Raw genomic sequence first — 6462 nt, forward strand, 5'->3', positions numbered from 1 at the left:
ATTTGTACTATAATGATAAACGATACTTCACCACGTTAATTAACTAGGTGAAATTAAAAAATCTTTATTACACACATTATGAAATAAAGGAATGATTAGTTTGAGTACAGATGTAAAAGCAAACGACGTGAAGACAAAAACAAAAGGAGCAGATCTTGTTGTTGATTGTTTAATTAAACAAGGTGTTACACATGTTTTCGGTATTCCAGGAGCGAAGATTGACTCTGTATTTGATGTACTGCAAGAAAGAGGACCAGAGTTAATTGTTTGTCGTCATGAACAAAACGCAGCATTTATGGCAGCTGCTATTGGTAGATTAACAGGGAAACCGGGCGTATGTCTTGTAACCTCAGGACCAGGGACATCGAATTTAGCGACAGGTCTTGTTACTGCGAATGCGGAGAGTGATCCCGTTGTTGCTTTAGCTGGTGCAGTTCCACGTACGGATCGATTAAAACGTACGCATCAATCTATGGATAATGCTGCACTATTCGAACCAATCACAAAATATAGCGTAGAAGTAGAGCATCCTGATAATGTGCCAGAAGCATTAAGTAATGCATTCCGAAGTGCGACTTCCACAAATCCAGGAGCGACTTTAGTAAGTCTTCCGCAAGACGTTATGACTGCGGAAACGACTGTAGAGTCTATCGGTGCGCTTTCTAAGCCACAGCTTGGAATCGCTCCCACACATGAAATTACATATGTAGTAGAAAAAATAAAATCGGCGAAATTACCAGTTATTTTACTCGGTATGAGAGCGAGCACAAATGAAGTGACGAAAGCCGTTCGTGAATTAATTGCGGATACAGAACTTCCTGTCGTTGAAACATATCAAGCAGCTGGTGCAATTTCGCGTGAGTTAGAAGATCATTTCTTCGGCCGCGTTGGATTATTCCGTAACCAACCAGGTGATATTTTACTAGAAGAAGCAGATCTTGTTATTTCGATCGGTTATGACCCAATTGAGTATGATCCGAAATTCTGGAATAAACTTGGAGACAGAACGATTATTCATCTTGATGATCATCAAGCGGATATCGACCATGATTACCAACCAGAGCGTGAATTAATTGGCGATATCGCTTTAACTGTAAATAGCATCGCGGAGAAATTACCGAAACTTGTATTAAGTTCGAAATCAGAAGCAGTGTTAGAACGATTACGCGCGAAATTATCAGAACAAGCAGAAGTTCCAAACCGTGCTTCAGAAGGTGTTACGCATCCGCTGCAGGTGATTCGTACACTTCGTTCTTTAATTAGTGACGATACAACTGTGACATGTGACATCGGTTCACATTCTATTTGGATGGCAAGATGTTTCCGTTCTTATGAACCACGTAGATTATTATTTAGTAACGGTATGCAAACGTTAGGTGTTGCACTTCCTTGGGCAATTGCCGCTACTTTAGTTGAACCGGGCAAGAAAGTTGTTTCCGTGTCAGGTGATGGTGGTTTCTTATTCTCTTCGATGGAATTAGAAACAGCGGTACGTTTAAACGCACCGATCGTACATCTTGTATGGAGAGACGGTACGTATGATATGGTTGCGTTCCAACAAATGATGAAATATGGTAGAACATCCGCTACAGAGTTTGGCGATGTCGATCTTGTGAAATATGCAGAAAGCTTCGGTGCAAAAGGTCTTCGCGTTAACACGCCTGATGAATTAGAAGATGTATTAAAAGAAGCACTAGCAGCAGACGGTCCTGTCATTATTGATGTTCCAATTGACTACCGTGACAACATTAAATTAAGCGAAAAATTATTACCAAACCAATTAAACTAATGGAGGCATGATTGAGATGACTGTTGCACAATTAATTGATATTGATGCAAAAAGAACGAAAACGAGTAATGAAGTATATCAAACATCTACAATGCTTGCGCTATTAGATGGTATATATGATGGTGTAATTAGCTTTGAGGAATTGAAAGAACGTGGTGATTTCGGCATCGGCACATTTGATCAATTAGATGGTGAAATGATTGCATTCGATAACGAATTTTATCATTTACGTTCAGACGGTTCAGCAGAAAAAGTAGAACCGGAAGAAACAACACCGTTTGCGACTGTAACGTTTTTTGAAAAAGAAATGAGTTATAGAGTAGAGCGCCCGATGAATCGTGAAGAAGTGGAAGCTTTATTACATGAATTAATGCCAAGTAAAAACTTATTTTACGGTATTCGAATGGACGGTACGTTCCGTGAAGTAAGAACGAGAACTGTTCCAAGACAAGAAAAACCGTATACACCGCTCGTTGAAGTGACGAAATCTCAGCCAATCTTTTCTTTTAAACATACAGAAGGTACGCTTGCTGGATTTTGGACACCAGATTACGCGCAAGGTATTGGTGTAGCTGGTTTCCACTTACATTACATTGACGATGCAAGAAGCGGAGGCGGACATGTTTTCGATTATGTTGTAGAAAACTGTACGATCCAAATTTGTCAAAAAGCTCATATGCATTTAGCACTTCCAGAAACAGCTGACTTTATGACGGCTGAATTATCAAGAGAAAACTTAGAGGATAATATTGCGACTGCGGAAGGCGCGGAGTAAAAGGGAGAGACTGTTCCATTGTGGAACAGTCTTCTTTTATTAATATTTCTTGTTGATATCGTTTATTTCTTTGAAACGAACGGATTCTCCTCGTAATAAAAACGCCACGGATAATGTACAGCTTCTTCTGCATAGTCGATGTTAATACGAGGTCCTGCTGTTATTTTATATTGTGATGATATGTGTTCTTCTTCTGGGACGAGTTCAATATGCAATGTGTCACTTTGTAAGGATACGCCTCGTTCTTCTAACGTAATTCCGAGGGCACGGCATAGTTTGCCAGGGCCATTCGTTAAATTTTTATACTGCGCTTTTGTAATGTCGGTTTTGTTGTATCGCGCAAATTCGATTTCTTCAATCCCGTCTACTGGCTCAAGGGCTCGAATGAGAACACCTTGTGGGGTGCCAACTGGCGCTGTAATGACGTTAAAACAATGATACATACCATAAATTAAATATACGTAAGCATGCCCCGGTGCGCCAAACATGACTTCTGTGCGACCTGTTCGTCTCCCGCCGTAACTATGTGCGGCCTTATCATCGGGACCCTTATATGCTTCTACTTCTACAATGATTCCGCTTCGTTTTATTCCATCTACAGTATGTACAAGTTTCTGTCCGAGTAATTTCTTTGCGACTTCTAACGTATCGCCTTCATAAAAGGAAGGTGGTGCTTGCATTGTACTATCTCCTTTACTGAGTGTATATGTATATAGTAAACCAAATTTTCAGTAGTAATTCTAACTCGTTCTATTTGCTACATTTATTTCATAAATTATGGATAGAGTACAACAGCGAAGAGGGGGAGTGCGACATGATTTATCGCTTACTAGCTCTTAATATAGATGGGACACTACTATACAACAACGGAAAAATTGCAAAAGGATTACGAGAAACAATTGAATTTGTGAAAAGAAAAGATGTATACGTTACATTATTTACGAGCCGTAATTTTCAGTCCGCTCATAAAGTTGCAAAGGCGTTGAAATTAGATTCTATCTTAGTGACACACGGTGGTGCTTTCGTTTCAGCAACGTTAGATAAGCCGTACGTTCAAAGAAGATTATCGGAAGAGAAGACGTTTAACATTGTGCAAGTATTAGAGCACTTCGATTGTAACGTCCGCATTTCTCATGAACGGTTTTCAATCGGAAATCGGGAGAGAAATACACCAAACTTAATTGCGCGTACTGTATTATCGAGTGCAGATCCGTTATTTTATCCGGTTCAATTTGTAGACTCGTTAGGTGATGCGCTTCGTGATCATCCAGTAGCTGCTCCGAAAATTGATGTGATTTTCCAAAGTAAAGGTGAAAAAGAACGAGGGCTAAATACATTACGAAAAGCATTCCAAGATATAGAGTATATTGATTGTGATTCAAAACGAATAGAAATTTTGCCGCAAAATGTATCAAAATTACGTGGATTACAATTGCTTGGAGAGCATTTAAAGATTTCGCTAAACGAAATGGTTGCGATTGGGGATAGTTTAGAAGATCTAGAAGTAATTGAAAATGTAGGGCTCGGGGTAGCGATGGGGAATGCACCTGTAGAGTTAAAACAAGCAGCAGACTGGATTACACGTTCAAATAGTGAGAACGGTGTAGAGTATATGATTAAAGAACATTTCCGCAAGCAATTCCCGCTTCCGTTTTTGAAGAATCATAAAAATACACCGAAACGATGAAAGAAAAACGTAGCTTTTCAGCTACGTTTTTTATTAGTTTTATTCGAAAAATGAAAACGTTTTACCGGATAAATTGTGTCTGAAATTCATACAATTAACTTGAATCATTTAGAAAACTGTTGTAAAGTGGGTGATGTTGCCAAAATAGTTACACCACATGAAATATTCTTCAGGTTAATTTTATTGAGCTCCTATACGTAAAAATATTTCCGCATGATAGTTTCGTTCACGTAGTATTTCAAAAATGAATTGTAGTAATTTTACTAATTAGTTGTAGAGTGTCTTTGTTTTATTTAAATGGATTATTTTAAGTTAATGTGAGTAAGGCTTGGTACATATGAAATGTACTTCTCTTTGTAGCTTTAGGAAATTTAAAAGGGGGAATGAATTTTTTGAGGAAATCATTTAATCAAAAAATAAAAAAATTAAGTAGTAGTTTTATAGTCGTGTTACTAGTATGTATGAATTTTCTAATCCATTTACCATATAAAGCAGAGGCAGCTACACCAGAATTAAAAGGTTTAGGTGATGTATCTTATTACAATGCAATCATTTTTGGAGATCATAGTGCAACGAGTGCGGATATTGAGGGTGCGATGGCTATTCAAAAAAATATGAACGCATCAAGTTATACAGTCTTAGCGGCTGCAACAGGAGCACATAACTTAGCTGGAGCAACATGGGTAGAGGAAGGATATCCAGCATTATTACTAGGTGGTCAATTTACGAAAGCGGGAACAGGACAAGTAATTATTCAAGATGGAACAGTGGCGATGACAAAAGATGGTGACCCAGAAGGTGCAATGAAATCATCATATGACCGTATCTCTTATAAAGAGCAAGCGGAGATTGATGCTAAATTTAAAGAATTTAGAAAAGACGTTGATAGCGTAATTGAGGATGCGGGCCAATTACATACTGATAAACCAAAATCGGGTATGACATTTGGGATCGGTGAAGATGTAAATAATCCTAATATTTATGTCTCTTCAGGCCAAACGGGAAAGAAAACATTTGATGTAACAGACGTTTTTCTTCCGAATGCAGATAATAAAGATTTTATTGTTATTTATTCAGATGCGGAAGAAGTGAGTTTTGGTGGCGGTGCAATTTTGTATGATACAAAAAACACTGGGATGGCTACAGACTTAATTAATACATCTCAAGCATATGATCCTAATTCATCTTTTACGGAGTTAGCTAGTAAAGTTATTTGGGTGTTTCCAAACGCTACAAAAATAACAACTAAAGGCTATGGTGTAGTAGGTAGTGTGTTTGCACCTAATGCAGTTGTAGATACAAAGGGTGGTTCAATTAACGGACAAGCCTTTGTTGGTGGATTACACCAAAGAGATGGCTTTGAGGTTCATAACTTTAAATTTAATTGGCCGAAATGGAATAAACCATCAGTTGAAAAAGTAACTGGTCAATTTGAAATTGTAAAAGTAGATGCAAGTGATGAAACAAAGTTATTACCAGGTGCAGAATTTGAAGTGTATAAAGATGGTAAACAAATAGATACATTACGAACAGATAAGACAGGTAAAGTAATCTCTAAGAAATTAGAACCAGGTAAATATACATTAAAAGAAACGAAAGCACCAGAGGGATATAAATTACTAAAAGAAGAAATTGAAGTTACTGTGGAAGAGAACAAAGTAGTACCGGTAATAGTTAAAAATGTGAAAGCGTTGGGAAGCTTACAGGTAGTCAAAAAGGATGCTGAGAGCAGAAACGTGCTAGAAGGCGCGGAATTTAGACTGAAAAACGAAAATGGTCAAATAGTTGGAGAGGCGAAAACAACAAATAAAGATGGTGTTGTTACATTCGAAAACTTAGTGCCAGGTAAGTATACGTTAGAAGAAACGAAAGCACCAGAAGGTTACAAAGCGATAGACGTTACAGTAGAAGTAAACGTTGTAGCAAATAAAGTAGCGAAAAAAGAAGTATTGAATGAAAAAGAACCAAGTAAAGGTCCAGAAAAACCAGGTGAAGAAACAGAAAAACCAGGTGAAGAAACAGAAAAACCAGGTGAAGAAACAGAAAAACCAGGTGAAGAAACAGAGAAACCGGGTGAAGAAACAGAAAAACCAGGTGGAGAAACAGAGAAGCCAGGTGAAGAAACAGAAAAACCGGGTGGAGAAACAGAGAAGCCAGGTGAAGAAACAGAGAAGCCAGGTGAAGAAACAGAGAAGCCAGGTGAAGAAACAG

5 protein-coding genes are annotated in these 6462 nt (G+C 38.1%); 4 read left to right on the forward strand and 1 reads right to left on the reverse strand.

The genetic code is table 11. The features are described from left to right. Positions 1-100 precede the first annotated feature (100 nt). Complete coding sequence (gene alsS, locus AC3WTA_RS24700) at positions 101-1789, forward strand: acetolactate synthase AlsS (RefSeq protein ID WP_070168433.1); 1689 nt, start codon at positions 101-103, stop codon at positions 1787-1789. Between the two features lie 16 nt (positions 1790-1805). After that, positions 1806-2564 carry an alpha-acetolactate decarboxylase gene (alsD, locus tag AC3WTA_RS24705; RefSeq protein WP_070168434.1) on the forward strand — a complete coding sequence of 253 codons (759 nt, stop codon included), beginning with the start codon at positions 1806-1808 and terminating at the stop codon, positions 2562-2564. Positions 2565-2626: 62 nt separating this feature from the next. On the opposite strand, the gene AC3WTA_RS24710 is transcribed toward alsD, so the two are convergent. Continuing rightward, the gene (locus AC3WTA_RS24710) at positions 2627-3244 is read right to left on the reverse strand and encodes a DNA-3-methyladenine glycosylase (RefSeq protein WP_492333062.1); all 618 of its coding nucleotides are present in this window, start codon (positions 3242-3244) and stop codon (positions 2627-2629) included. Positions 3245-3378: 134 nt separating this feature from the next. Here AC3WTA_RS24710 and AC3WTA_RS24715 point away from each other — a divergent pair, with 134 nt between their 5' ends. Both AC3WTA_RS24715 and AC3WTA_RS24720 read left to right on the forward strand, forming a co-directional pair. Beyond that, complete coding sequence (locus AC3WTA_RS24715) at positions 3379-4251, forward strand: Cof-type HAD-IIB family hydrolase (RefSeq protein ID WP_098822379.1); 873 nt, start codon at positions 3379-3381, stop codon at positions 4249-4251. Between the two features lie 383 nt (positions 4252-4634). After that, positions 4635-6462 (forward strand): MSCRAMM family protein (locus AC3WTA_RS24720; RefSeq protein WP_492333063.1); only part of this gene is annotated, 1828 nt, incomplete at its 3' end.

The organism is Bacillus sp. EB106-07-01-XG149, assembly GCF_058791555.1.